This is a genomic window from Pseudomonas sp. BF-R-19 (assembly GCF_019956445.1).
GTDB lineage: Bacteria > Pseudomonadota > Gammaproteobacteria > Pseudomonadales > Pseudomonadaceae > Aquipseudomonas > Aquipseudomonas fluorescens_BH.
In genome coordinates, this window is record NZ_JAHBDN010000042.1 from 16365 (window position 1) to 39093 (window position 22729).

Here is a 22729-nt window from a genome sequence, read left to right on the forward strand (position 1 = left end):
TCAAGTGCTGCATATTATGTCTTGGACGGTCCGATCCTCGCAATCTAGGATCTGCTCAACGGTCATCACTGACCCCTGACTACTGACGAGGAATCATCCATGAGCTTGAAAGACAAACTGCCCGGCGCGCTGGGTCTCGGTACCGCGCCGTTGGGCAACATGTTCCGCGCCATCCCGGAAGAAGAAGCGCAAGCGACTGTCCATGCCGCCTGGGATGCCGGCGTGCGCTACTTCGATACCGCGCCGTTCTACGGATCGGGTCTGTCGGAGATTCGCCTTGGCACCGCACTGTCACGCTACAACCGTGACGACTTTGTACTCAGCAGCAAGGTCGGCCGGGTGATCCTCGATGAAATCGAAGACGCCGCCGCCCGTGACCTGGGCGAGAAGAGCGGAGTGTTCGAGCATGGCCGGCCGAACAGGATCGTCAACGACTACAGCGCCGATGCAACGATGCGTTCGATTGAAGACAGTCTCAAGCGCTTGCAAACCGATCGCCTGGACATCGTCTGGGTGCACGATATCGCCCAGGATTTCTACGGCGATCAATGGCTGGAGTACTTCAACCAGGCCCGTACCGGTGCCTTCAAAGTGCTGACGCGTTTGCGCGAAGAGGGCGTGATCAAGGGCTGGGGCCTGGGGGTGAACAAGGTCGAGCCGTGCGAGCTGACCCTTGATCTGAGCGAAGCGCAGCCGGACGGTTTTCTGTTGGCCGGCCGCTACACTCTTCTCGACCATGATCGTGCCTTGCAGCGTCTGATGGACGCTGCCCTGGCGCAGAACGTCGAGATCGTGGTCGGTGGCCCGTACAGCTCGGGCATCCTCGCCGGTGGTGCGCACTTCGAATACCAGAAGGCCAGCCCGGCGATCATCAACAAGGTCGAGCAGATCAAACGCATTGCGGCGGCCCATGGTGTCGACATCAAAGCGGCGGCGTTGCAGTTCTCGTTGGCCAACCCGGCAGTGGCCGCGGTGATTCCCGGTTCCAGCCGCCCGCAGCGGATTGCCGAAGATGTGGCTGCGTTGTCGGCGGTGATTCCCGCTGCATTCTGGCAGGCGATGCGTGAGGCGAAGCTGGTATCAGAGCGCGCACCCTTGCCCCTCATTGGAGCTTGAGCATGAAAATCGATTTGAGCGGAAAACTCGCAATTGTCAGCGGCAGCACAGCCGGCATCGGCCTGGGCATCAGCAAGGCACTGGCCGAGGCGGGCGCCACGGTGGTGGTGATCGGCCGCGACACGGCCAAGGTCGAGCAGGCAATGGCGAGCATTCGCCAGCGTGTTCCTGCTGCGCAATTGCGTGGGGTGACCGCCGACCTCGGCACCGCCGAAGGTGCCGAAATATTGTTCGCCGCCGAACCTCGGGCGGACATCCTGGTGAACAACCTCGGGATCTTCAACACGGTCGATTTCTTCGACGCCCCGGACAGTGAGTGGACGCGCTTCTACGAGGTCAACGTGATCTCCGGCGTGCGCCTGTCCCGGCATTACACGCCGGACATGGTCAAGCAGGGTTGGGGGCGGGTGATCTTCCTGTCTTCGGAATCCGGCGTGGCGACCCCGGCGGACATGATCAACTATGGCGTGACCAAAAGCGCCAACCTGGCCGTGTCCCATGGCCTGGCCAAACGCCTGGCCGGCACCGGTGTTACGGTCAATGCGATCCTGCCCGGCCCGACCTTTACCGATGGCCTGGAAGACATGCTCAAGGACGCCACGGCCGAATCCGGACGCAGCGCCCGGGACGAAGCCGATGCGTTCGTGCGTAAGGCCCGGCCGACGTCGATCATCCAGCGTGTGGCGGATGTCGAGGAGGTCGCCAATCTGGTGGCCTACATCGCTTCGCCGTTATCCTCGGCCACCACCGGCGCGGCTCTGCGGGTCGACGGCGGTGTCGTCGACAGCCTGGCCATCTGAACCTTATTGATTGGAGAGAGTATTTCATGGCAACTGCATCAGCCTTCATCGACATCCCGGCTTCGGCCGATCAGGTCTGGCAATTGATTGGCGGTTTCAACTCGCTGCCGGACTGGCTGCCGTTCATTCCCAAGAGCGAACTGAGCGAAGACGGGCGCGTGCGCAGCCTGCAAACGGCGGACGGCGCCGTGGTGATCGAACGCCTGCAAGCCTTCGACAACGCGAGCCAAACCTACAGCTACTCGATTTTGCAGGCACCGTTTCCGGCGACTGATTATCTGGCGACGATCAAGGTTCAAGCGCAAGGCGAGGGCGCGCGGGTGACCTGGTCCGGAAGGTTCGAGCCGGTGGGTGTGAGCAACGAGGAAGTGGAGGCGTTGTTTACCGGCATCTATCAGGGCGGGCTTGAAGCGCTACGGGCCAATTACCCGGCCTGACAGTCACGACACCAACTCCTGTGGGAGCGAGCTTGCTCGCGATGACGGTGTATCAGGTAAAAATGTATCGCCTGACACTCCGCCATCGCGAGCAAGCTCGCTCCCACAGGGGATCTGTTTTGTTCTTCAGATGAACGCTAGGCTTGAGGAATCAGACTCTCCCGACAATCAAGCACCAGCCGCGCGCCACCCAGTTCGCTGCTGCCCACCTCCAGCGTAAACCCGTGCAGGCTGACAATCGCCGCGACGATGGACAGCCCCAGCCCGAAGCCGCTTTTGTGATTGCCCGCCTCGGCGCGATAGAAACGCTGGAACACCGCTTCACGTTCCGCCTCGGGAATGCCCGGGCCGGAGTCAAGCACTTCGATCCGCGTGTGCCCGCCATCATTGACCCCGCGCAAGATCACCGCGCCACCGGGCGGGGTGAATTTGATCGAGTTGCTGAGCAGGTTCGCCACCGCTTCGAACATCAGCGCACGGTCGCCATTGAGGGGCGGCAATGACGCGGGCAGATGCAGTTGGAACATAAGGTCGTCGTCTTCCGCCAGGGGCAAGTAGAACTCATGCAGCTCTTGCAACAACGCCACCGGGTCCACTTGCACGAAACCGGAGCGACGCTGACGGTCTTCCAGTTCGGAGATCCGCAGCAAGCCACGGAAACGCGCCATCAGCGTATCGGCTTCGGCCAGCACCAGGTCCAGTTGCATGGCCTGCGCCGAGCCCTCGCCGGCTTGCTGCTGCATGCGGTAAAGCTGCGCGCGCAGACGGGTCAGGGGTGTGCGCAGGTCATGGGCGATGTTATCGCACACGCCCTTGACCTCGTTCATCAAGCGCTCGATGCGTTCGAGCATGGCGTTGACGATGGCGGCGAGCATGTCCAGTTCGTCACGCCGATTGGACAGTGGCAAGCGCCGGCTCAGGTCGCCGGCGACGATGGCTTCGGCACTGGCCTGAATCCCGCGAATGCGCCGCAACGGCCGGCGCCGCAGCAAAGTCCAGCCGACGATGCCCGGCACGATGGTCAGGGTCACACCCCAGAACAAGGCGTGAAGGATGATCCGGGTCACGGCGAACAGCGAACCGTTGTCGCGCACCAGCACCAACCAGCGGCCGTCGAGGGTGCGGGTCGCCACGGCGTCGCAACTGTCGGCGGGTAGCGTCTGCTCGTCGCTGTCGTCGGAGGCATCGCAATCGCGCAGCATGTGGATCTTGCCATCGAGCGGCAAGCCGTCCGGAATGTAGCGCAGGGCGCCGCTGAGGTGACGGTGTTGGCCATCGAACAGGCCGTAGGCGTCGATGCCGCGGATGTCGAAGGTCATGCTGACGGCGAGGGCGTCCACCAGTTGCTCGCCAGAGAAGCGCGAAAACAGGTGCTGGCGTTGCATCAGCGAATGCTTGGCCAGGTTGTCCAGGTAAGCGGAAACCTCGTAGTACATGACCCCCATGAGGATCCCGCTCCAGAGCACGAACAGCGAACTGTAGAGCGCCAGCAGACGGCTGCTGGAAGAGCGCCAGCCTTTAGACGGGTTCGGCAATGACATAACCCGAGCCTCGCACGGTCCGAATCAGTGGGACATTGCCAGGCGGGTCGATCTTCTTGCGCAGACGGCCAATGTGTACGTCGATCAGGTTGGTGCCGGGGTCGAAGTGATAACCCCAGACTTCTTCGAAAATCATCATCCGCGAGAGGATTTGCCCGGTATTGCGCATCAGGAATTCCAGCAGTTTGTATTCGGTGGGCAATAGCGTCAGCAGTTGACCGTCGCGGCTGGCTTCGTGGCTGATCAGGTTCAGCTCCAGATCCGCCACCCGCAGCGTGGTGGCCTGTGCGGTCACGGTGTTCTGCCGGCGCAGCAGGACTTCGACCCGGGCAGCCATTTCATCGGTGGCGAAGGGTTTGGTCAGGTAGTCATCGCCACCGGCGCGCAGGCCGCGCACTCGCTCATCGACGTCGGACAGGGCGCTGATCATCAGGATCGGCGTGGCCACTCCCATGGTCCGCAGGGTGGTGACAATCGCCAGGCCATCGAGCTCGGGCAACATGCGGTCGAGGGTAATCAGGTCATAGTTGCCGCTGACCGCGCGCTCCAGCCCTTCGCGGCCATTGTCGACCCAGTCGACGTCGAGGCCGTGGCTACTCAGTTCGGCGACAATTTCCCGGGCGGTCACGGCGTCGTCTTCGATGGTCAAGATGCGGGTCATAGGGCTGGCCTGATAAGCAGTTCATTACGAAGTTGCGAGCATTTTGCCAAGAATTGCCCGCGACTTAATAAATTAACTTTCATCTAGCAGGGATCGCAGTTCTCAACGTTGATATCATTGGGCCACAGCTTCAATAGGGTGATGCATTGTGCGCAACTCGATCCGCTGTGGCTGGATGCCGATTTGTCTGTTGCTGTTCAGTGTTTTCAGTTCGCCTGCCTGGGCTGGCAATACCCCCTGTTCCGGGAAGAAAGGTGGAATCGATCGATGCGACGGCGATCTGTTCCTGTGTAATGACGGCTCCATCAGTGGTTCGAAGAAAAGTTGCTCGGCAATGTTTGGCGGTAAAAACCAGGCACGACCGCAAGCATTGTTCCAGGACACACAGGGCTGCTCCTGTGGCACCGGATCGTTTTGTACGGGGCCCAGAGGCGGCGTTTACTGCCTGACCCCCAGTGGTAATAAAAGCTATAAGCGCAAATAGCCAATGCATGTGTCGAATGACCCAGCGTCATCGGCGGAACGCCGCCCGGAGCAAGCTCGCTCCATTGATGTTGAACACAAAGTCCGCGTACGACGAAAATTACTGTGGGAGCGGGCTTGCTCGCGAAGACGGCAGGTCAGGCGAAGCGAATCTATCTATTCGATCGGCGTATCCACAAACACCTCAAGCCCCTCGGCATACTTCGTGAACGCTGCGATCCGCGGAAACTGCGCCGCACTCACCTGGTCCGGTACTACCAGATTGGTAAAACTCCAGGCTACGGCGAGGGTAATGCCATCCTGCTCGATCGAGCCGTCAGTCTTCAGCGGCTGCTTTTCCAGCTCCCGCTCCAGCGCCGAATAGGCTGCCTTCAGCTGTCCTTCGACCCGCTGCACCCAGGGTTCGAATTGAATCTCCTCGGGCCGCAGGTTGCGCTCGTAGTAAAGCTGCACGGATTTTTCGCTGGCGGCCAGCGCCAGGCCAATCAGACGCAACGCGCGCAGGCGTTGTCTCGGCTCGACGGGCAGCAGGCTGTTGCCGGCCAGGGTTTCCAGGTAGTCGATGATCAGCGTCGAGTCCATCAACACCTCACCGTCATCCAGCACCAGGGTGGGCGCCTTGACCACCGGGTTGATCTGCTGGAATTGTTCGAAGTGGCGGAACACCGAGACCGATCGGTGTTCCAGCGTGATTCCCAGGCATTTGGCAGAAATGGCGGCGCGCCTGACATAGGGCGAGTCCAGCATACCGATCAGCTTCATGGTCCTTTCCTTTATATGGCCATTTCGGGAGGGACAACCTTAGCTGAGGTTCCCGGCCCTGCAAATGACCGTGAATAATGCCCGGTGCCGCCGTTTGTCTTCTATATACAGCCGCTCGATTGAATTTCTTGCTATAAACGCACTCCGATTACCGCCTCAAAGCCTGTCTTAGAGCATTTTCAGGGCTTTGTCGGACAAATTCGCAGTCTTTTCAGTTGCTGAGGCCTCAAGTCGGCCGTAGACTGCCGCCCCTCGTAAATTGAGTGCCGGGTGGCGCTTGGAACAAACGGCGCCTTTCCGATGGCCTGCCCAGGTCTGCCGGAACGCTCCCTTATTCGCCTTAATGCACGTTTTTTTATAGAGATATCAATGACAAAGGACAAGTTGCTGGCCATGCCGGCGGATGACTACATGAATGCCGAGCAACATGCTTTTTTCTCCGAGCTGTTGCAGAACATGAAAGTCGAAACCCATGAGCGCATCGAACAGAACCGTATCGCCATCGAAAGCCTGGACACCCCGGCCGATCCGGCAGACGCGGCTTCGGTCGAAGAAGAGCGCACCTGGCTGGTGAACGCGATCGATCGCGACCAGCGCATGCTGCCTCAGTTGGAACAAGCCCTTGAGCGCATCAAGGAAGACAGCTTCGGCTGGTGCGACGACAGCGGCGAGGCGATTGGCCTCAAGCGCCTGCTGATCAGCCCGACCACCAAGTACTGCATCGAAGCTCAGGAACGTCACGAGCAAATCGACAAGCACCAGCGTCAGGCCTGATTCTGCGAGGCAGTCCATCAAGATGGACTGCCTTTGAAAAGATCGCAGCCTGCGGCAGCTCCTACGCAATTGAAGTAGGGCGCTGCCGCAGGCTGCGATCTTTGTTTTCTGCCGTCTTCGATTTCCCGGTTCTTCTATTGATCTCCTGCAACGTTCGCGACTAAAGGCTCATGGATAATGGCCTTATAGTGGCGTTTAATGCGAAGACAACAATTAGAAGCTTTCCGGGGTGACGATGATGACGAGAGACGGGTCTCTGGTTGCGGCAGTGCCCGCACCCGTGCTGTTGCCGAACAACCGCTGGCTGACGCCAACGCTGCAAAGCATCGCCCTGATGCTGTTGTTAAGTGGCATGACGCTGGGCGACGGGTCGCTTTACCTTGGCCTGCCCCTGGCCGTATTGATTATCTGGCTGCCTCGACTGCGCTCGCGCGCGACCCCGCAGGCGGCTGCCCCCGCCAACCCCGATGCCATCGGCGAATTGACTCGCGATCTTTCCTGCACCACCAGCCATAACGCACTGTCGGCCGCCGGTGTGGCGTTTTCGGTTCGGCAACTGGCGGACAAACTGCAATCGCAGCTCACGGCGGCAGCACAGATCGTCAGCAATGCCGAAGTCATGATCACCACCGAACAGGCCACCTCGACGCTCAGTCGCCAGGCGCTCAGTGCCGCCAGCGAAGCTCATCAAAGCGGAGTGGTCGGGCGTACTGAATTGATCGAGTCCATCGCGCGCATGCATCAGCTCAGCCAGCGCGCCAGCAACAGCCGTGAACTGATCGAAGCCTTGAGCCTGCGCAGCGATGATATCCAGCGAGTGACCCTGGTGATTCAGTCCATCGCCAGCCAGACCAACCTGCTGGCGTTGAACGCAGCGATAGAAGCGGCGCGGGCGGGGGAGCACGGTCGCGGCTTTGCAGTGGTGGCCGACGAAGTTCGCGGGCTTGCCGCACGCACGGCGACCGCCACGGGCGAAGTGGGCGAAATGGTGGCCGACATCCAGCAACGCACGGCGCAGGTGGTGGAGCAGATCCGTCAACTGTCCAGCGACCTTGACTCCGGCGTCGAGCAGGTAGAGCGCACGGGGCAGCACCTGGAAAACATTGCCCGACTGGCGGCCAGCGTCGAGTCCCAGGTCGGAGCAATCGCCCAAGGGGCAGACACCAACCGTGAGCAACTCGACAGCCTGTTTCACGCCATCGAACAGATGCGCAGCGATCTGGCGGTCAGCGACCAGCAGACTCAGCGCCTGGCCCAGGCGGCGGTGCAAATGGAAGGGCAAGCCGAAACCATCAGCGAGCGTCTTGCCGAGGTGGGGCTGGATGACTATCACCAGCGTATCTATGACCTGGCCCGGGAAGCCGCGAGGCAGATTGCCGCGCGTTTCGAGGCGGACATCGATGCCGGTCGAATCAGTCTCGACGATCTGTTCGACCGCAATTACCAGGCCATCCCCAATACCAGCCCGACCAAGTACCAGACGCGTTTCGACCGTTATACCGATCAGGTGTTGCCAGCGATTCAAGAACCGTTGTTACCGCGTCACGAAGGATTGGTGTTCGCCATTGCCTGCACCCAGCAGGGTTATGTGCCGACCCACAACAAGGCGTTCAGCCAGCCGCTGACGGGAGATGCGCAGGTCGATGCGTTGCAGAGCCGGACCAAGCGCAAGTTCGCTGACCGCACCGGGATCCGCTGTGGCAGCCATCAGAAGGCCGTGTTGCTGCAAACCTATACGCGCGACACCGGCGAGTTGATGCATGATCTCTCGGTGCCGATCATGCTCAAGGGCCGGCATTGGGGTGGTTTGCGCCTGGGCTACAAACCGGAAAAGCCGCGCTAGAAAGCCCGGGCTGCAGGACGATTGTTACGAATCCTGTAATGAACCTGTGCAGGGTTTTGCTGTTTCCTCGTCGGTAAACTGATTAACATACCTACTAATTAGGTTGCTAATGAATTTCGAGGGGTCAGCATGCAAGGCAAAGTTGATGTCGCGGTCATGATCGGCAGCGGAGTACCCGCCAATTTGCGATCCATGGGGCGCAGGGTCTGCTGGGTCGTGTTGCTCAATGGCGAGCGCCGGGGTACGGCGTTCTCCAGTCGCGACGAAGCGGAGGAGTGCAAGGCTGCCTGGGTGGCGCAATTGAGCGCCGAAAGCCCTGGCAGCCTGCATTGAGGTTGTTGTCAGTGGGTCTGGTGCATGCGCAGGTTCAGGTCGTCGACCACCTGCGCCCAGTCAGCGTCTTCGCTCACCGCCAACCCGGCAATCAGGCTTTCAATGCCCCCGCATCGACTGCGGCCTTCAGTTCCCTGGCCGATTCCTGGGCCGCAATGGCGGCGACATCCGGGGTTTTGAACCAGCGATCCTTTTCGACCTGGTGATACGTCACGGTCTTCAGCGGTGGTTTGGCCCGCATGACAATCACGGCCTGGAATTCACCCTCGACTTCTCTGGCTTCACCCCGGATAAAAAACTCGCCGATATCAAATTCCGTCACGTTGCCGACTTCCCCTGGAAAAACATTGTTGTTGTCAACGCAACCCGATTTTCTGCGGGTCCGTTTTATTTGGCGGGCAGTATGGCAGTAGTTGCCCGTCGACGGCTGAGATAAGTCGGCGGGCAGACGAAATGTCGATGGAAATGAGCACGGCGGGCATGTCAACAATGTGATTCCAGAAACCGGGCGAGGGCACAGGCTTCGTTATGATCAGCTCGGAAACCTCTTACGCAGCCTGTCGAAATATCCTTGATATGAAAGAAGGCAATGCCCGCCATCACCACCTGAAATCGCGGGCGGGCCGGGACATCGGGAAGCGGTTCATGGTGGCGAAACCGTATCGGGTGCGGGATCGGCGCTGTTTTCGAGTCAGGCACCACGGGATAAGCAAAGTGAGTCAGCGTGCACATATGAAGTCCTTTTCATTGTTTACCGACGTATGTACGTCGTTTTGGCTAGTCTCCAAGAGCATCGCTGCTCTAGAATCACCCCCACTGGTGGGTGAATGATGTTTATCTAAAGCAATTTTTTGCGGACGATATGTAGGAAAAGATTTTTTCTTGATGAGATTTTTCCCCGAAGTTGATAGTCCATGATTTTCTGGCAGCAGGGAGGGCGTTTTCCTTCAGTCTGTGACGAACGCCAGGCAGGACGACGCGAGTGACGTTCCAGTAGTCTTCTCAAGCTTCGTGATGAATGAGTGCACTGCTCATTCAGGACTTCAATCCGGGTTCTTTGGCGACACCTTCGGCATTGCCGCTTTTTTGGCTGTGCGTTTATTTTTCGCGCACGGCACCATTTTTCAGATGTGGGGATGTTTCCTTGGCAGTAAGTAATCTCGATATGCATGCTTTGTTCGTGCTGGGTGATTTGCGCGCAAAGCTGGTCAAGCAGTTTCAGTCACGTTTCGTTTACATCACTGAACAGAACGCTGAAGGCATTTACATTGCCGAAATCGACACCGAATCAGCCCTGGTGGTGGACGACAAACCCGGACTCAAACTCAAGGTCGGCGATCATTTCAGCGCGTCCGTGCTGCCCAGTCGCGAAGGCGGCAAGCTGGACATCAAGTTCCGCGACATCAAGCTGACGGTTTACGGCATTGGCGACTACGCCTTCGTGACCACGGCCGACGGTCAGGGGATCGTGTTCAAGGAAGGTCACAGCGTGGTGATGGTGTTCGCCGCCCATCAACAGTTGCAGGAAGGCCTGACCAAGACCCTCAAGGCCGTGACCGCCAAGGCGGCCAAGTGGCGCAAGGGCGAGCTGGTGACTTTCAAGGCCAGCGAGTGATGACCCTGACCCGCGCCGACTTCCACGAACAGAACCTGGCCAGCGCTCAAGATGAAGCGCGGCGGCTGTTCGGGCAGAAGACCATTCTGCAGGGAGCCTGGCTGAATTGGGTGGCGTCACAGCTTTACCAACTGCAACCGGCGGCATACGCCAGCATGGTCAGACGTGAACTGATGCGTTTGCAGGAAACCTCCGAAAACTGACCCACGCACCTCGAAAGCAGGAACCTCTACTACAGTCAGTGGACTGAGTATTCAGAGGCTTCGCGGTCTACTGCCAGGCCATCCTGCTATTGCTGTGAACAGCACGAGGTGCAAAAGCATGAACGGATTTCGACGGTTGCTGGCTGCGGTCCTGGCCACTTTCGGTTTGCTGGCGACACCCGCCCCGGTGTTTGCCGCCCAGACGCCGATCCACTTCGCCGACCTGAACTGGGAAAGCGGCAGCCTGATCACCGACGTCTTGCGCATCATTGTCGAGAAGGGCTACGGGCTGCCGACCGACACCTTGCCGGGCACCACCATCACCCTGGAAACCGCGCTGGCCAACAATGACATCCAGGTCATTGGCGAAGAGTGGGCCGGTCGCAGCCCGGTGTGGGTCAAGGCGGAAGCCGAAGGCAAAGTCGTCAGCCTCGGCGACACGGTCAAGGGCGCTACCGAAGGCTGGTGGGTGCCGGAATATGTGATCAAGGGCGACCCGGCCAAGGGCATCAAGGCGTTGGCGCCGGACCTGCGCAGCGTCAGCGACCTGCCGCGTTACAAAGACGTGTTCAAGGACCCGGAAGCCCCGACCAAGGGACGTTTCCTCAACAGCCCCATCGGCTGGACCTCGGAAGTGGTCAACAAGCAGAAGCTCAAGGCGTATGGGCTGGACGACAGCTACGTGAACTTCCGCAGCGGTTCGGGCGCGGCACTGGACGCAGAGATCAGTTCGTCAATTCATCGTGGCAAGCCGGTGCTGTTTTACTACTGGTCACCCACGCCGTTGCTCGGCCGCTTCAAGCTGATCCAACTCGAAGAGCCACCGTTCGACGCCGAAGCCTGGAAGACCTTGACCGACGCCGACAACCCCAATCCACAGCCGACCCGCTCCCTGGCCTCCAAGTTGTCGATCGGTGTGTCCACTCCCTTCCAGAAGCAATACCCGCAGATTGCCGAGTTCTTCGCCAAGGTCGACTTTCCGATCGATCCCCTGAACAAAGCACTGGCCGAAATGAGCGAGAAACATACGCCGCCACGTCAGGCGGCGGAAGCGTTCATGAAGGCTCATCCGGACGTCTGGCGGGCGTGGTTGCCCAAGGACGTGGCGGATAAAGTCGCCGCCGGAATGTGAGCGGCCGCCGGTATGAGCTTTTGGTCTTGCACTCGACCGCGCACTTCAGGAAAAGCCGACTAGCCTGTTCAGTTCATATCCCTTTCAAGGATCTCTGAACCATGACCCTGTTGTTGGCTCAATGGCTGGTGACGATCTTCGCAGTGATCAGTCTGGTGCATGTGTATTGGGCGTTGGGTGGCGAGTGGGCGGCGGTGGCGGCGGTCCCGCAAGTACCGCAGGAGGGCAGCGCGCAACTGCGACCGGCGTTCAAGCCACGAGGCTGGATCACGCTGGTGGTGGCCGGGGTGTTGCTGTTGATTGCCGTGCTGGTGTGCTTGCGGGTGGGTTGGTGGCTGCCATCGTTGCATCACTGGTCGTTGCAGTGGGTGATCAGTGCGATTGCGATTTTGCTGTTTGCCCGGGCCATTGGCGATTCGGAGCTGGTGGGGTTTTTCAAAGAGGTTAAAGGCTCGAAGTTTGCCCGGCTCGACACCTGGGTTTACTCGCCGTTGTGTGTGGTGTTGGGGGCGGGGTTGTTGGCGGTGGCCTGGGTCTGAGGCAGACCGGTCTTGCTGTGTTGGCTGGTCTATAGCCTTCGCGAGCAAGCCCGCTCCCACAGGGTTCAGCGCAATCCCTGTGGGAGCGGGCTTGCTCGCGAAGAGGCCGGTCCAGTCAATACAAAACTTTGGTCTAACTACCACTCTCCGTACGCCGGCTGCTCACTTCGGCCGGCACATCATCCCCGGCCATGCGTTTGCGAAACAGCGCCGCCCGGGCCAACAGCAAGGTCGTCACCGGCACGGTAATCGCCAGCAGGATCGGAATCAGCCAGGCGTGCAATACCGGCGCGGACTTGAGCGCCGAAAAGTAGATGATCGAAGCCAGCGCCACGCACCAGGCGCCGAGCGTCGAGGCCAGGGCCGGTGGGTGCATGCGCTGGAAGTAGTCCTTCATGCGCAGCAGGCCCGTGGCGCCGATCAATGCAAACAGGCTGCCGAGCACCAGCAGGATCGCCACCGGGATTTCCACCCACAACGACAATGGCGTATTCATTCGATCACCTCACCACGCAGCAGGAATTTCGCCAGGGCGAACGAGCCGACGAAACCGAACAGGGCGATCAGCAGCGCTGCCTCGAAGTAGGTGTCGCTGGCATAGCGAATGCCCAGCGCCAGCATCATCAGCATCGCGACGATGTACAGGTAGTCCAGCGCCAGAACCCGATCCTGGGCCGACGGCCCCTTGAACAGGCGGATCAGGGTCAGGATCATCGCCAGGGAAAAGAAGAACAGGCTCAGCAGGATCGCGTTCGACAGCAACGGGCTCATTCGAAGATCTCCATCAACGGACGTTCGTAGGTCGCCTTGAAGTGCTGGATGAACAGCGCCTCGTCGTCCAGGTCGAAGACGTGCAACAGTAGAATGCTGCGGTCCAGCGCCAGCTCCGACCAGACCGTACCGGGCACTACCGTGGTGATCATGGACAGTGCAGCCAGGCCGTTGGCGTCCCGCAAGTCCAGCGGCACCTTGATGAATTGCGAGCGGGGCGGGCGACGCCCCGCATTGAGCACGCTCCAGGCCACGGCAATGTTGGACACCAGTACATCGCGCCCGACCAGCAGGACCAGGCGCAGGATTACCCAGGGACGACGGATGCGCACCGGCAGCGGACGCAGCCTGCGCATCATCAATGGCGCGCAGAACCCCAGCGCAGCACCCAGCAGCAGGTTGCCGGGGCTGATCGACAGGTTCAGCAACAGGCACAGCAACCACAGGGCCAGCGACAGCAAGGGTGCCGGAAACAGGCGCTTCACGGTTGCACCTCCTGCGGGGCCGCTACGGCCGACGGGTTCGGTACGACGCGTGTGTCGAGCACCGCCATTACGTATTGCTGCGGGTTGTACAAGGCATCGGCGGCGGCCTGGGTGTAGCGCAGCAGCGGATCGGCCTTGAAGGTCAGCGCAATGCTCAAGCCCAGCAGGGCGAAGATCGGCACGCATTCCAGGCGTCGCAGCAGGGGCGATGGTCGTTCCGCTGGCGTCCAGAAGCGCTGGATGCCCAGGCGCGAGAACGCGATCAGCGACGCCAGCCCCGACACAATCAACAACACCAACAGGCCCCACGCGGCGTTGGAAACCGGTGTGTCGCCGCTGTTGCCCAGACCCAAGGGGTTGAGCAGGGCGCCGATCAACCCGAGTTTGCCGATAAAGCCGGAGAGCGGCGGCATGCCGATGATCAGCAAGGCGCAGGCGATGAAGCTCAGGCCGAGAAACGCCATGGTCCAGGGAATCACCTGGCCGACCACGGCTTTCTGGTCGTCGTCGAGGTTGGTGCCTCTGGGCGGATGCAGGGATTCCAGTGGCCGCGGCAGCAATTCGGTTTCATCTTCGAGCAGGATTTCGTTGGCCGAGCGCGAGCGCTCGATCAGTTCGGCCAACAGGAACAGCGCGCTCAGCGCCAGGGTCGAGCTGAACAGATAGAACAGCGCCGCGCCGACCAGATTCGGCTGGGCGAAACCGATGGTCGACAGCAGAATGCCCGCCGACACCAGAATGCTCAGGCTGGCCATGCGCTCCAGGCGTTGCGCGGCGAGGATCGCCATGGCGGCGCAGACGATGGTCGCCATGCCGCCATAGATCAGCCAGTCACCGCCAAAGAACGCCGATGCCCCGGCCTGGGCGGAGAACAGCAGCGTCCACAGGCGCAGCAAGGTGTACACGCCGACCTTGGTCATGATTGCGAACATCGCCGCCACCGGTGCGCTGGCCGAGGAATAGGCCGGCACCAGCCAGAAGTTCAGCGGCCACATGCCGGCCTTGGCCAGGAACGCGACGGCCAGGATCCCCGCACCGGCGTGTAGCAAGCCACGATCAGCCTCGGACACCAGCGGGATTTTTACCGCCAGGTCGGCCATGTTCAGCGTGCCGGTGACCCCATAGATCAGCGCCGCGCCAATCAGGAACAGCGACGAGGCCAGCAGGTTGATCGAGATGTAATGCAGCCCCGACGACACCCGCGCCCGGCCCGAGCCGTGGAGCATCAACCCGTAGGACGCGGCCAGCAGCACCTCGAAGAACACGAACAGGTTGAACAGGTCAGCGGTGAGGAACGCACCGTAAAGGCCCATCAACTGGATCTGGAACAGCGCGTGAAAACTCGAACCGGCGCTGTCCCAGCGTGCCATGGCGAACAGCAGGGCACTGACGCCGATGATGCCGGTCAGCACCAGCATCAACGCCGACAGGCGGTCGACCACCAGCACCAGGCCGAACGGCACTTGCCAGTTGCCCGGCAGGTACACACCGATGGAGCCGGGCACGCCGGTGGTTTGTGTCCATTGCAACAATGCCACGGCAATGCCCAGCCCGAGCAGGCTGGAGAACAGATTGATCTTCGCCTTGAGCGGCCGGTGCTTCTCGCCGAGCATCAGCATGATCGCGGCGGTCAGCAGCGGCAGCAGAATGGGCGCGACGATCAGGTGGGTCATCGCCATCATTCTTTAGGCTCCCGGCCATCCACATGGTCGGTGCCGGTCAGGCCCCGGGAAGCCAGCAGCACCACCAGGAACAGCGCGGTCATGGCGAAGCTGATGACGATCGCGGTCAGCACCAAGGCTTGTGGCAACGGGTCGGTGTAGTGCAACAGGTCCTGCGGCACGCCGTCCTTGATGATTGGCTCCTTGCCGATGAACAGGCTGCCCATGCTGAAGATGAACAGATTGACGCCGTAGGACAGCAGGCACAGGCCCATGACCACCTGGAACGTCCGTGGGCGCAGGATCAGCCAGACGCCGGACGCGGCCAGTACGCCGATGGCGATTGCGATGACTTCTTCCATCAGACGGCTCCTTTGGCGGCAACGGATCTGGGTTGGGCAGCAGTTTTGTGGCCGCGCACTGATTGGTGGGCGAGGGCGGTGAGGATCAACAGGGTCGAGCCGACCACCACGCCGTACACACCGATGTCGAAGAACAGCGCGCTGGCCAGGTGAATGTCACCCAGCAGCGGCAACGAGAAATGCCAGGTGTGGGTGGTCAGGAACGGATAGCCGACGACCATCGCGCCCAGCCCGGTGGCCGTGGCAATCATCAGTCCGGTGCCCATCCAGCGCAGCGGCCTCAGGCTCATTTGCGCCTCGACCCACTGAGTGCCGGCGACCATGTATTGCAGGATGAACGCCACCGACATCACCAGCCCGGCGACAAAACCGCCGCCCGGTTGATTGTGCCCGCGCATGAACAGGTAGAACGACACCACCAGCGCCACCGGCAACAGCAGGCGCACCAGCACCGCCGGCACCATCATGAAACCGAGCGCGGTGTCGCTGGCGTGACGCGGGTTGACCAGGTCGGTGACCACATCCGGCGCGAGCAAGCGTTGCTGGGCCGGCAGTTGCAGGCTTTCTTTCGGCGGACGGAAGCGGCGCAGCAGGGCGAACACGGTCAGGGCCACGGCCACCAGCACGGTGATTTCACCAAGGGTGTCGAAACCACGGAAGTCCACCAGCATCACGTTGACCACGTTGCTGCCGCCGCCTTCGGGCAAGGCGCGGCTGAGGTAGAACGAGGAAATGTCGTTGGGGGTCTGGCGCGTCAGCATGGCGTAGGCCAGCAACGCCATGCCGACACCGACCGCGGTCGACAGCAGCAAGTCGCGGATACGTCGCACCCGCGCCCGACGCAGGCTGCCCGGCAACGGCGAGACCTCCTCGATCCGTCGTGGTAGCCAGCGCAGGCCCAGCAAGATCAGCACCGTGGTCACCACTTCGACTGCCAGTTGGGTCAGGGCCAGGTCCGGCGCGGAAAACCAGACGAAGGTGACGCAGGTCATCAGGCCGCAGACGCTGACCATGGTCAGGGCCGCGAGACGGTGATACTTGGCCTGATAGGCCGCGCCAAGGGCGCAGGCGATGGCCAGCAACCACAAGGTGACGAACACGATCGACCCGGGGATTTTCGGCCGGTCACCCCAGTGAAGGCTGCTGTGGAGCATGGGAATCAACCCCGCCAGCACGGCGGCGAGTACCACCAGGAACAACTGCATTTGCAGGCGCCTGGTGCCAATCCGCGGCTCCAGGCGACGGGCCAGGCGCATGATGGCGACCAGCGCGTATTCGAACAGGTGCTTGCCGTCCAGGCGACCGATGACGGGCGGACGGTCGAAACGCCCGTGCTTGAATTGATTGCGCAGCAGCAGATAGAGCAGGGTGCCGCAGGACAAGGCGATCAGGCTCATGATCATCGGCGCGTTCAGTCCGTGCCAGATCGCCAGGCTGTACTCGGGCAGCGTGCCGCCGACCACCGGTTGCGCCGCCGCCGCGAGCAGCGGGCCGACTATCTGGGCCGGGAAGATCCCCACCAGCAGGCAAGTGAACACCAGCAATTCCACCGGCGCGCGCATCCAGCGCGGTGGCTCGTGGGGCGTGTGAGGCAAGTCGGTCGCGGGCGGGCCGAAGAACACATCCACGGTGAAACGCAGGGAGTAAGCCACGCTGAAGGTACCGGCAATCGTTGCCACGATCGGCAAGCTCAGTTCGACCCAGCGCGTGGCATTGATGAACACGGTTTCGGCGAAGAACATCTCTTTGGAGAGAAAACCGTTGAGCAACGGTACGCCGGCCATCGAGGCGCTGGCGACCATGGCCAGGGTGGCGGTGAACGGCATCAGCTTGTACAGGCCGCTGAGTTTGCGGATATCGCGGGTGCCGCTTTCGTGGTCGATGATGCCCGCGGCCATGAACAACGAGGCCTTGAACGTCGCGTGGTTGAGGATGTGGAACACCGCGGCGACGGCGGCCAGCGGGCTGTTCAAACCGAGCAACAGGGTGATCAGGCCCAGGTGGCTGATGGTCGAGTAGGCCAGCAAGCCCTTGAGGTCGTTCTGGAACATCGCGCAGTACGCCCCGAGCAACAGGGTGCAGGCACCGGCGCCGCTGACGATGTAGAACCATTCTTCACTGCCCGACAGCGAAGGCCATAGCCGCGCAAGCAGGAAGACCCCGGCCTTGACCATGGTCGCCGAGTGCAGATACGCCGACACGGGCGTCGGCGCGGCCATGGCGTGGGGCAGCCAGAAGTGAAAGGGAAATTGCGCACTTTTGCTCAGGGCGCCGATCAGGATCAGGGGTAATAGAATTGGGTAGAGGGCATGGGCGCGAATCAGGTCGCCGGCGGCCAGGACCTTGTCCAGGTCATAGCTGCCGACCACATGGCCAAGCAGCATGACCCCCGCCAGCAGGCACAAGCCGCCCGCACCGGTCACCATCAGCGCCATGTAGGCACCGCGCCGGGCATCGGCGCGATGGTGCCAGTAGCCGATCAACAGGAACGAGAAGAGGCTGGTCAGCTCCCAGAAAAACACGATCTGGATCAGGTTGCCGGAAATCACCAGCCCGAGCATGGCGCCCATGAAGGCCAGGAAAAACGCGAAGAAGCGTGGCACCGGATCGTTCGGCGACATGTAGTAGCGGGCGTACAGCGAAACCAGGGTGCCGATGCCCAGCACCAGCATGGAGAACAGCCAGGCGAAACCGTCCATGCGCAGGACGAAGTTCAGGCCCAGGCTGGGCAGCCAGGAAAACTCTTCACGAATGACGCCGCCATCGGCGATCTGCGGGTACAGGAACGCGACTTGAACAGTGCCGATCAGGGCGATCAGGCCAGCCAGCAGGGATTCGGCGTTACGGGCATTGTGCGGCAACACGGCCGCCAAACAGCTGCCTATGAAAGGCAGAAGCAGTAGAACTATCAGGGACATAGGCTTCTAATCTGCGGAGGTTTGTGAAGCATCATACGTGCCAGTTCCCGGATCACCAAACGCCAAGCTGTCGCAGAATCCTACACGGTAGACGGAAAAGCCCTGATTCACATTGTTTCAGAGAGAGGTCGGGGAGCCAGTTCCGGCCCCTTCGCGAGCAAGCCCGCTCCCACATTGAATGGTGTACGCGGTCAAATGTGGGAGCGGGCTTGCTCCGGGCGGCGTTCCGACGAAGGCGGCCTATCCAGCCATACAGAACCCGCGGTTTATCGCTGGGTTTCCTGCTCCAGCTCTTCCTCAGCCGCAGTCTTGCCCTTGGTCTTCAACTCACTGACTATCACCGCCGCCACAATCAACCCGGCCCCGACCAGGGCAATCGCCGGCAAGCGTTCCCCGGCAATGCGCCCGACAATCCCGGCCCATACCGGCTCGCCGGCATAGATCAGCGTGGCGCGGGTCGGTGAAACGCTTTTCTGTGCCCAGTTCATCGCCACCTGAATCGCCGCACTCGCCGCCCCCAGGCCCAACGCGCTGCACAGCAGCAACCAGGAGAAGTCCGGAATCGCCTCGTTGGTCGGCACCACCATCAGGAACGACAGCACCGAAGTGACTGCCAGTTGCACCGTCGTCACCCGGCGCACATCGACCTGGCCGGCATAGGTGCTGATCAGGATGATCTCGGCCGCAATGGCCACGGCGCTGATCAAGGTGGCGATTTCACCGGGGCTGAAGTTGAACGACGCGCCGGACGGCCCGGACAACAGCATCAACCCGGTAAAGGCCAGCATGATGCCGATGCTCGGCATCAACCCCGGACGCCGTCCCAGCACCAGCCATTGCAGCAATGGCACGAAAGGCACGTACAGCGCGGTAATGAATGCCGATTGGCTGCTGGGAATGCTCTGCAGCCCGACCGTCTGCAAGCCGTAGCCGAGCATGATGGCCACGCCGATAAACGCCCCGGCCTTGAGTTCGAACAAGGTCAGGTCGCGCAGGTGACGCCAGGAAAACAGGGCGACGATGCTCGCGGCGGCGGCAAAGCGCAGGCCGACGAAAAACATCGGGCCACTGACGGTCATCGCATGCTGTACCAGCAGGAAGGTACCGCCCCAGACCATCGTGATCAGTACCAGCACGCATTCGGCCTTGCTGAACCTTGTAAAACGGGAGGAAGCCTTTGGGGAGTTCACCGACGTCATGACCTTGCACGCTACTGGAGGGGGACGCACAATGCGCCGAATGTTGGGCAGTATACTGCCCAACCCCACTCAGTGAGCAATATAGTGCACAAAGATTCTACCCAACGGGCTTCGGTCCTCCAGCACGTCAGTCAAAACGTCCGTCGCTTGCGCCATGCCGCCGACCTGAGCCAGACCGCGCTGGCCGAAAAGTCCGGTGTCAGCCGTCGAATGCTGGTGGCAATCGAGGCGGGGGAAAAGAACGTCAGCCTGACCACCCTCGACCGCGTGGCCGAAGCCCTCGACGTCGCCTTCAGTGATTTGATCCAGGCGCCCGACGCCCGCGATCCCAGCCGTATCAATGAGCTGGCCTGGACCGGCACGATCCCCGGCAGTAAAGCGGTGTTGCTCTCCAAAGCCCAGGCCAGCCGCGAAGTCGAGCAGTGGGAATGGTGCCTGCAACCGGGCGAGGTGTATCCGTCGGAGCCGGACGCCGATGGCTGGAGCGAGCAGATTTATGTCTTCGAAGGTTGCCTGACCGTTATGCTCGGCGACCAGGCGCAAAATATCGCGGCGGGTGAATTCTTCATGTTCGCCAGCAACCAGCCACACTGTTATCGCAACGACGGGGCGGTGGCGGCGAAGTTTGTGCGTAATGTGGTGATCTGAACAGGGAGTGCACGATGGGCCAGACCTTGACCAATGACGCCGACATCCTGATTGTCGGTGGCGGCCTCAGTGGCGCGCTGCTGGCGGCGCAATTGATGCGTTTGCCGGGCCGGCGCCGGGTGCTGGTGATCGAGCCCCGGGCCGAGTTGGGGCGGGGCGAAGCCTACAGCGCGGTGGAGCTGGGCCATACGCTCAACGGCAACGCGGCGCGGATGAGTGTCGACCCGGACAACGCCGACGACCTGACCCAATGGTTGACCGGGTACATCGAGGCTGGCGGCTGGCCGGAATCGGATCAGCAGCACGTGCCGATCAGCGAACTGTTTCCGCCACGGGGGATTTTCGGCTTGTACGCCCGGCAACGCCTGGCTGAAGCGCAGGCGGTGGGCGCCTTGAACGGTTCGACGGTCGAGCATGTGCAGGCCGAGGTGGCCGATTTGCAAACCGATGCCGACGCCGTGCGGTTGACCTTGAGCGATGGCCGATGCTTGCAGGGCGCTTTTGCGGTGCTGGCCACCGGGATGTTTCCCGCCGCGCGCACGCCACAAACCCGGTCCAGCGGCTTGAATGCGGCCGCCCTCGATCCGTGGGACGTGGCGGCCATGCAGCGGCTCGATCCGCAATCGACGGTCATGATCATCGGCTCGGGCCTGACCATGGTCGACGCCGTGGTGTCCCTGGAACAGGCCGGGCATCGCGGGCCGATCGAAGTGTTTTCCCGGCATGGCCTGCTGCCCCATGTGCGTCGCCAGCCACCGGCCTGGGTGGATTTTCTCGCTGAGGATCAGAGCATCCGCACACCTCGCCAGTTGATGCGCGAACTGCGTCGGCACTGTCGGGACGCGATCGCCCAGGGCATTGACTGGCAGGCGCCACTGGACACGGTGCGGGCACATATCGGCCGCCTGTGGCATCAGGCGACGGACGTGCAGCGCCGGCAGTTCGTGCGGCATGTGCGGCCGTGGTGGGAAAGCCATCACCACCGCTCGCCACCCTTGAGTGCCGAACTGGTGGAGCGCTTATATAAAGAAGGGCGGTTACGTATTCACGCAGCCTCTTACCAGGGCCTTGAGCCTTCGCTGAATGGCGAGGTGAGTATTCGCCTTCGACGGCGCGGCGAGGCGCACAGCTGTGTGGTCAGCGGTGCCGCCCTGATCAACTCCAGCGGTATCGAATACGACTGGCGCCGGGTTGCGCGGCCGTTGCCCCGGCAATTGCTCGCCCGTGACCTGATCCGGCCCGGGCCGCTGGCCTTGGGCATCGCGGCAGAGGTCGATGGCGCGGTCCTGAACGCCGAGGGTCAGCCCGCCCGCCGCCTGTTTGCCATGGGCCCGCCGTTGCGCGGTCTGTGGTGGGAAAGTACCGCCGTCACCGACGTGGCGAGCCAGGCCAAGGCGTTGGCCGGGCGGCTGGTGCGCTAGTCTTCCATTCAACACACCGCGCAGTCAGCGCGGTGTGTTGGCGCTCAGCCAGCACCTCTTGCCAGTGTGCCACTGACGGGACTCGTCGATCAGGTTGTGGGTCTGAGTGCATATCCGTTGCTGCGGTAACGGCGGCTGGCGGTTTCGCCCTTACTGCGCCTTCCTTTTTTACAAGCGCCTAAAAAAGGAAGCGAAAAAACGCTCGGGTATGACTCACCCACATAGGTAACAAAACAGTTCAAGCACATAGGTAACAGTTTTTAACTGGCACTGGTCGATTCCGAGGATCTGACCATGCCGTGGCGAGAGCTGAAACCTATGGACCTGAAAGTGATGTTCATTGCCGACTATCTGTCTGGTCGACTCAATTTCAGCCAACTCTGTGCGGCTCACAGCATCAGTCGCAAGACTGGTTACAAGTGGGTGGCCCGCTACAGCGCGGACAGCATCAATGGCTTGGCCGAGTGCAGCCGCAAGCGCCACTCCCAGGCTCAGGCCGTGCCGTTTGCGGTCAAGGAGGCCATTGTTGAGCTGCGCGGCCAAGGGCAAACCACACCGTTTCTCGGGTCTCTCGCAGCTCGGCTACGGACCACCATTTATGGTCCGCCATTACCCGGACTTCGTTAGCTGTCCATCCCTCACGGGACAGGCGTTCAGTGTCGGTATGAACCACAAAATACCGTTCAACCGACAGCACCGTTTCACCACTGGGCAACATCATCGGAAAACGCCGCTCTGCAACGCTGGCTCCCACAGCAGCGACATTCAGTCCGGTTTCTTCAAACAGTTCACGAACCGCCGCCGCCTCAAAGGATTCACCCTGCTCAAGCCCCCCACCAGGTGTCGCCCAGTGGCTTTGGCCGGCGAGGGCATCGTTTTTGTGTTGGAAGTGAAACAGCAGAACCTGTTGCGAGGGATTGATCACCAGCAGTCTGGCGGAATTACGTTGGCGCATTTTTTTCTTTCCATAGAGTGCCGCGAACCGCAGCTTTCACTGCGGTTCGCGACGGTACAGCTCATGTCGG

At 61.2% G+C, this 22729-nt stretch carries 26 protein-coding genes and 1 pseudogene; 14 read left to right on the forward strand and 13 right to left on the reverse strand.

What is annotated here, in order from left to right; genetic code table 11:
- Positions 1–99: 99 nt before the first annotated feature.
- From KGB28_RS09535 to KGB28_RS09545, 3 genes are read left to right on the forward strand one after another with little or no spacing between them, the layout of a single operon-like run.
- A complete protein-coding gene (locus KGB28_RS09535) occupies positions 100–1116 on the forward strand; it encodes an aldo/keto reductase (protein WP_223444437.1) in 1017 nt (338 codons plus the stop codon).
- Between the two features lie 2 nt (positions 1117–1118).
- Positions 1119–1916, forward strand: coding sequence for an SDR family NAD(P)-dependent oxidoreductase (locus KGB28_RS09540; RefSeq protein ID WP_223444439.1), 798 nt, complete (start codon positions 1119–1121; stop codon positions 1914–1916).
- 26 nt (positions 1917–1942) lie between these two features.
- A complete protein-coding gene (locus KGB28_RS09545) occupies positions 1943–2353 on the forward strand; it encodes an SRPBCC family protein (RefSeq protein ID WP_223444440.1) in 411 nt (136 codons plus the stop codon).
- 137 nt (positions 2354–2490) lie between these two features.
- Here KGB28_RS09545 and KGB28_RS09550 read toward each other — a convergent pair whose 3' ends face one another.
- Together KGB28_RS09550 and KGB28_RS09555 are read right to left on the reverse strand one after the other, a co-directional pair.
- The gene (locus tag KGB28_RS09550; protein WP_223444441.1) at positions 2491–3894 is read right to left on the reverse strand and encodes a sensor histidine kinase; all 1404 of its coding nucleotides are present in this window, start codon (positions 3892–3894) and stop codon (positions 2491–2493) included.
- The gene (locus tag KGB28_RS09555) at positions 3872–4555 is read right to left on the reverse strand and encodes a response regulator transcription factor (protein ID WP_020796732.1); all 684 of its coding nucleotides are present in this window, start codon (positions 4553–4555) and stop codon (positions 3872–3874) included. Before KGB28_RS09555 ends, KGB28_RS09550 begins: the two co-directional genes overlap by 23 nt.
- Before the next feature lie 175 nt (positions 4556–4730).
- On the opposite strand from KGB28_RS09555, the gene KGB28_RS09560 reads away from it, so the two are divergent.
- A complete protein-coding gene (locus KGB28_RS09560; protein ID WP_223444518.1) occupies positions 4731–5039 on the forward strand; it encodes a hypothetical protein in 309 nt (102 codons plus the stop codon).
- A gap of 155 nt (positions 5040–5194) precedes the next feature.
- Here the strand turns inward: KGB28_RS09560 and KGB28_RS09565 are convergent, their stop codons facing one another.
- Complete coding sequence (locus KGB28_RS09565; protein ID WP_223444442.1) at positions 5195–5800, reverse strand: glutathione S-transferase; 606 nt, start codon at positions 5798–5800, stop codon at positions 5195–5197.
- A 369-nt stretch (positions 5801–6169) separates the two neighbouring features.
- Here KGB28_RS09565 and KGB28_RS09570 point away from each other — a divergent pair, with 369 nt between their 5' ends.
- The 3 genes from KGB28_RS09570 to KGB28_RS09580 all read left to right on the forward strand — a co-directional run bounded on the left by KGB28_RS09570 (position 6170) and on the right by KGB28_RS09580 (position 8750).
- A complete protein-coding gene (locus KGB28_RS09570; protein ID WP_007907888.1) occupies positions 6170–6574 on the forward strand; it encodes a TraR/DksA family transcriptional regulator in 405 nt (134 codons plus the stop codon).
- 619 nt (positions 6575–7193) lie between these two features.
- On the forward strand, positions 7194–8417 hold the full coding sequence (locus KGB28_RS09575; protein WP_411740582.1) for a methyl-accepting chemotaxis protein: 1224 nt from the start codon (positions 7194–7196) through the stop codon (positions 8415–8417).
- Between the two features lie 129 nt (positions 8418–8546).
- Positions 8547–8750: a hypothetical protein gene (locus KGB28_RS09580; protein WP_150726044.1), complete on the forward strand. Its 204-nt coding sequence runs from the start codon at positions 8547–8549 to the stop codon at positions 8748–8750.
- A gap of 91 nt (positions 8751–8841) precedes the next feature.
- On the opposite strand, the gene KGB28_RS09585 is transcribed toward KGB28_RS09580, so the two are convergent.
- Together KGB28_RS09585 and KGB28_RS09590 are read right to left on the reverse strand one after the other, a co-directional pair.
- Positions 8842–9072: a hypothetical protein gene (locus KGB28_RS09585; protein WP_007973761.1), complete on the reverse strand. Its 231-nt coding sequence runs from the start codon at positions 9070–9072 to the stop codon at positions 8842–8844.
- A 161-nt stretch (positions 9073–9233) separates the two neighbouring features.
- Positions 9234–9482: a hypothetical protein gene (locus tag KGB28_RS09590; RefSeq protein WP_223444443.1), complete on the reverse strand. Its 249-nt coding sequence runs from the start codon at positions 9480–9482 to the stop codon at positions 9234–9236.
- Between the two features lie 412 nt (positions 9483–9894).
- On the opposite strand from KGB28_RS09590, the gene KGB28_RS09595 reads away from it, so the two are divergent.
- The 4 genes from KGB28_RS09595 (at position 9895) to KGB28_RS09610 (ending at position 12239) form a co-directional block, all read left to right on the forward strand.
- Positions 9895–10365 carry a hypothetical protein gene (locus tag KGB28_RS09595; RefSeq protein ID WP_007986246.1) on the forward strand — a complete coding sequence of 157 codons (471 nt, stop codon included), beginning with the start codon at positions 9895–9897 and terminating at the stop codon, positions 10363–10365.
- Complete coding sequence (locus KGB28_RS09600) at positions 10365–10568, forward strand: hypothetical protein (RefSeq protein ID WP_223444444.1); 204 nt, start codon at positions 10365–10367, stop codon at positions 10566–10568. The genes KGB28_RS09595 and KGB28_RS09600 overlap by 1 nt, the downstream gene beginning before the upstream one ends.
- Before the next feature lie 118 nt (positions 10569–10686).
- Positions 10687–11700, forward strand: a complete 1014-nt coding sequence (locus KGB28_RS09605) for an ABC transporter substrate-binding protein (RefSeq protein ID WP_223444445.1) — start codon at positions 10687–10689, stop codon at positions 11698–11700.
- Between the two features lie 101 nt (positions 11701–11801).
- The gene (locus KGB28_RS09610; protein ID WP_223444447.1) at positions 11802–12239 is read left to right on the forward strand and encodes a DUF3995 domain-containing protein; all 438 of its coding nucleotides are present in this window, start codon (positions 11802–11804) and stop codon (positions 12237–12239) included.
- Positions 12240–12372: 133 nt separating this feature from the next.
- Here KGB28_RS09610 and KGB28_RS09615 read toward each other — a convergent pair whose 3' ends face one another.
- The 7 genes from KGB28_RS09615 to KGB28_RS09645 all read right to left on the reverse strand — a co-directional run bounded on the left by KGB28_RS09615 (position 12373) and on the right by KGB28_RS09645 (position 19704).
- Entirely contained in the window at positions 12373–12735 is a 363-nt protein-coding gene (locus tag KGB28_RS09615; RefSeq protein WP_007973772.1) for a Na+/H+ antiporter subunit G, read from the reverse strand.
- Positions 12732–13010 (reverse strand): K+/H+ antiporter subunit F, encoded by a 279-nt coding sequence (locus tag KGB28_RS09620; RefSeq protein ID WP_007986253.1) that lies wholly within the window; start codon positions 13008–13010, stop codon positions 12732–12734. The genes KGB28_RS09615 and KGB28_RS09620 overlap by 4 nt, the downstream gene beginning before the upstream one ends.
- Positions 13007–13495: a Na+/H+ antiporter subunit E gene (locus tag KGB28_RS09625; protein ID WP_223444449.1), complete on the reverse strand. Its 489-nt coding sequence runs from the start codon at positions 13493–13495 to the stop codon at positions 13007–13009. Before KGB28_RS09625 ends, KGB28_RS09620 begins: the two co-directional genes overlap by 4 nt.
- On the reverse strand, positions 13492–15177 hold the full coding sequence (locus KGB28_RS09630; RefSeq protein ID WP_223444451.1) for a monovalent cation/H+ antiporter subunit D: 1686 nt from the start codon (positions 15175–15177) through the stop codon (positions 13492–13494). The genes KGB28_RS09625 and KGB28_RS09630 overlap by 4 nt, the downstream gene beginning before the upstream one ends.
- Positions 15174–15518, reverse strand: a complete 345-nt coding sequence (locus KGB28_RS09635; RefSeq protein WP_007986256.1) for a Na+/H+ antiporter subunit C — start codon at positions 15516–15518, stop codon at positions 15174–15176. Before KGB28_RS09635 ends, KGB28_RS09630 begins: the two co-directional genes overlap by 4 nt.
- Complete coding sequence (locus KGB28_RS09640) at positions 15518–18436, reverse strand: monovalent cation/H+ antiporter subunit A (protein ID WP_223444452.1); 2919 nt, start codon at positions 18434–18436, stop codon at positions 15518–15520. Before KGB28_RS09640 ends, KGB28_RS09635 begins: the two co-directional genes overlap by 1 nt.
- Before the next feature lie 266 nt (positions 18437–18702).
- The gene (locus KGB28_RS09645) at positions 18703–19704 is read right to left on the reverse strand and encodes a DMT family transporter (protein ID WP_411740581.1); all 1002 of its coding nucleotides are present in this window, start codon (positions 19702–19704) and stop codon (positions 18703–18705) included.
- Positions 19705–19719: 15 nt separating this feature from the next.
- On the opposite strand from KGB28_RS09645, the gene KGB28_RS09650 reads away from it, so the two are divergent.
- The 3 genes and pseudogenes from KGB28_RS09650 to KGB28_RS09660 all read left to right on the forward strand — a co-directional run.
- Positions 19720–20283, forward strand: coding sequence for a helix-turn-helix domain-containing protein (locus KGB28_RS09650; RefSeq protein ID WP_150726054.1), 564 nt, complete (start codon positions 19720–19722; stop codon positions 20281–20283).
- Positions 20284–20297: 14 nt separating this feature from the next.
- The gene (locus KGB28_RS09655; RefSeq protein ID WP_223444454.1) at positions 20298–21704 is read left to right on the forward strand and encodes an FAD/NAD(P)-binding protein; all 1407 of its coding nucleotides are present in this window, start codon (positions 20298–20300) and stop codon (positions 21702–21704) included.
- A 294-nt stretch (positions 21705–21998) separates the two neighbouring features.
- A pseudogene (locus KGB28_RS09660) lies at positions 21999–22262 on the forward strand (leucine zipper domain-containing protein); the annotation flags it as partial.
- Here KGB28_RS09660 and KGB28_RS09665 read toward each other — a convergent pair.
- Entirely contained in the window at positions 22216–22659 is a 444-nt protein-coding gene (locus tag KGB28_RS09665; protein WP_223444455.1) for an NUDIX hydrolase, read from the reverse strand. The pseudogene KGB28_RS09660 and the gene KGB28_RS09665 overlap by 47 nt on opposite strands.
- Between the last annotated feature and the right edge of the window lie 70 nt (positions 22660–22729).

Bases quoted from the DNA above. Each gene is read 5' to 3' on its own strand.
- KGB28_RS09545 (WP_223444440.1), top strand. From the start codon at position 1,943: ATGGCAACTGCATCAGCCTTCATCGACATCCCGGCTTCGGCCGATCAG.
- KGB28_RS09570 (WP_007907888.1), top strand. From the start codon at position 6,170: ATGACAAAGGACAAGTTGCTGGCCATGCCGGCGGATGACTACATGAAT.
- KGB28_RS09605 (WP_223444445.1), top strand. From the start codon at position 10,687: ATGAACGGATTTCGACGGTTGCTGGCTGCGGTCCTGGCCACTTTCGGT.
- KGB28_RS09620 (WP_007986253.1), bottom strand. From the start codon at position 13,010: ATGAGCCCGTTGCTGTCGAACGCGATCCTGCTGAGCCTGTTCTTCTTT.
- KGB28_RS09555 (WP_020796732.1), bottom strand. From the start codon at position 4,555: ATGACCCGCATCTTGACCATCGAAGACGACGCCGTGACCGCCCGGGAA.
- KGB28_RS09615 (WP_007973772.1), bottom strand. From the start codon at position 12,735: ATGAATACGCCATTGTCGTTGTGGGTGGAAATCCCGGTGGCGATCCTG.
- KGB28_RS09600 (WP_223444444.1), top strand. From the start codon at position 10,365: ATGACCCTGACCCGCGCCGACTTCCACGAACAGAACCTGGCCAGCGCT.
- KGB28_RS09655 (WP_223444454.1), top strand. From the start codon at position 20,298: ATGGGCCAGACCTTGACCAATGACGCCGACATCCTGATTGTCGGTGGC.
- KGB28_RS09535 (WP_223444437.1), top strand. From the start codon at position 100: ATGAGCTTGAAAGACAAACTGCCCGGCGCGCTGGGTCTCGGTACCGCG.
- KGB28_RS09575 (WP_411740582.1), top strand. From the start codon at position 7,194: ATGATCACCACCGAACAGGCCACCTCGACGCTCAGTCGCCAGGCGCTC.
- KGB28_RS09540 (WP_223444439.1), top strand. From the start codon at position 1,119: ATGAAAATCGATTTGAGCGGAAAACTCGCAATTGTCAGCGGCAGCACA.
- KGB28_RS09665 (WP_223444455.1), bottom strand. From the start codon at position 22,659: ATGCGCCAACGTAATTCCGCCAGACTGCTGGTGATCAATCCCTCGCAA.
- KGB28_RS09550 (WP_223444441.1), bottom strand. From the start codon at position 3,894: ATGTCATTGCCGAACCCGTCTAAAGGCTGGCGCTCTTCCAGCAGCCGT.
- KGB28_RS09560 (WP_223444518.1), top strand. From the start codon at position 4,731: ATGCCGATTTGTCTGTTGCTGTTCAGTGTTTTCAGTTCGCCTGCCTGG.
- KGB28_RS09565 (WP_223444442.1), bottom strand. From the start codon at position 5,800: ATGAAGCTGATCGGTATGCTGGACTCGCCCTATGTCAGGCGCGCCGCC.
- KGB28_RS09610 (WP_223444447.1), top strand. From the start codon at position 11,802: ATGACCCTGTTGTTGGCTCAATGGCTGGTGACGATCTTCGCAGTGATC.
- KGB28_RS09590 (WP_223444443.1), bottom strand. From the start codon at position 9,482: ATGTGCACGCTGACTCACTTTGCTTATCCCGTGGTGCCTGACTCGAAA.
- KGB28_RS09630 (WP_223444451.1), bottom strand. From the start codon at position 15,177: ATGATGGCGATGACCCACCTGATCGTCGCGCCCATTCTGCTGCCGCTG.
- KGB28_RS09640 (WP_223444452.1), bottom strand. From the start codon at position 18,436: ATGTCCCTGATAGTTCTACTGCTTCTGCCTTTCATAGGCAGCTGTTTG.
- KGB28_RS09580 (WP_150726044.1), top strand. From the start codon at position 8,547: ATGCAAGGCAAAGTTGATGTCGCGGTCATGATCGGCAGCGGAGTACCC.
- KGB28_RS09635 (WP_007986256.1), bottom strand. From the start codon at position 15,518: ATGGAAGAAGTCATCGCAATCGCCATCGGCGTACTGGCCGCGTCCGGC.